The organism is Streptomyces sp. NPDC050504 (assembly GCF_044458065.1).
GTDB lineage: Bacteria > Actinomycetota > Actinomycetes > Streptomycetales > Streptomycetaceae > Streptomyces.
The window spans coordinates 1-1,572 of sequence record NZ_JBITHO010000034.1; the positions used below are offsets into that span (position 1 = coordinate 1).

Below are 1,572 nucleotides of genomic sequence, written 5' to 3' on the forward strand. Positions count from 1 at the left end.
GCACGGGCGGCGTACGCAGTGGAGATGTCACGCGCGAGCGGCGCGAGGGACCAGCCGTCACCCGCGATGTGGTGCAGCACCAGAACCAGCACGTGATCCTGCGGTGCAACGGCGAACAGCCGTGCACGGAGCGGAAGTTCATCGGTGAGGGCGAACGGACGAGTCGCCTCGTCCGCCACCGCCCGCGCCAGTTCCCCCTCGGACACATCCTCGGGCGAGAGCGGCAGATCGACCGCGTCAGGAGCGAGGACCCGCTGCTCGGGCACGCCGTCCACGTGCCCGAAGACGGTACGGAGAACTTCGTGCCGGACGACGACGTCGCGCAGGGCGGCACACAGGGCGTCGACGTCGAGTTGACCCGCGAGGCGGAGAGCGACAGGGATGTTATAGAGCGCGGACGCACCCTCCAACTCCCGCAGGAACCAGAGGCGTTGCTGGGCAAACGACAGCGGTACCGTCTCCGGACGGTCCACCGGCACCAGCGCGGGCCGCGACACACCGGATGCGGCCATTCGGCCGACGAGAGCGGCGGGGGTGGGGGTCTCGAACACGGCCCGGATCGGTACTTCGACTCCGAACGCCGACCGGATGCGGCTCACCAGGCGCGTCGCGAGCAGGGAGTGACCGCCGAGCTCGAAGAAGTTGTCCTCCAATCCCGCCGATGGCAGGCCCAGCACCTCGGCGAACACCGCGCACATGATCTCTTCCTGCGCATTCGCAGGACCTCGGCCACCGACAGCGCCACGGCCGGGGGCGGGGGCAGGCAGGGCCTTGCGGTCCAGCTTCCGGTTCACCGTGAGCGGGAACTCATCGAGGAACACCATCGCAGTCGGCACCATGTAGTCCGGCAGCAGAACGGCGACGTGAGCACGCAGAGCGGAGCCGTCCGCCTGCGGGGCAGCGCCTCCGACAGGGACGACGTACCCGACGAGACGCTTGTCGCCCGGCTGGTCCTCACGCACGACGACAGCGGCCTGGGCAACGGCCGGGTGCGTGGCAAGCGCCGCCTCGACCTCACCCAGCTCGATACGGAAGCCACGCACCTTCACCTGGTCATCCGTACGCCCCAGACACTCCAACTGCCCATCGGCACGCCACCGGGCCAAGTCCCCGGTCCGATACATCCGCTCACCGGGCGCACCGTAGGGGCTGGCGACGAACCGCTCCGCCGTCAGCCCGGGACGGTCCAGATAGCCACGGGCCAACTGCACACCGGCCAGATACAACTCACCCGCGACGCCGGGAGGGACAGGCCGCAGGGCAGAGTCCAGTACATAGGCGCGCGTGTTCCACAGAGGTGCGCCGATGAATACGTGGAGGTCGTCTCCGGTGTGCAGGTCCGCCAGCGTCGACCACACCGTGGTCTCCGTCGGACCGTAAAGATTCGTCACCGACACCGCCGACGCAGTCAACTGCCGGGCCAGCCCAGCAGGAAGCGCCTCACCACCCACCAGGGCCCGCAGCCCACGCACCGCATCCGGAGCCTCCGCCACCAGGCCCTGCCACACCGCAGGCGTCGCCTGAAGCACCGTCGCCCCAGACCCCACAACCAACCCCGCCAACGCCCCCGGA

The 1,572-nt window shown here is 69.5% G+C and carries 1 protein-coding gene; it reads right to left on the reverse strand.

Annotated features, from left to right (window positions below):
* Window positions 1-1,529, reverse strand: a 1,529-nt coding sequence (locus tag ACIBNE_RS41125) for a condensation domain-containing protein (protein ID WP_399281214.1), incomplete at its 3' end; no start/stop codon positions are given.
* Window positions 1,530-1,572 lie beyond the last annotated feature (43 nt).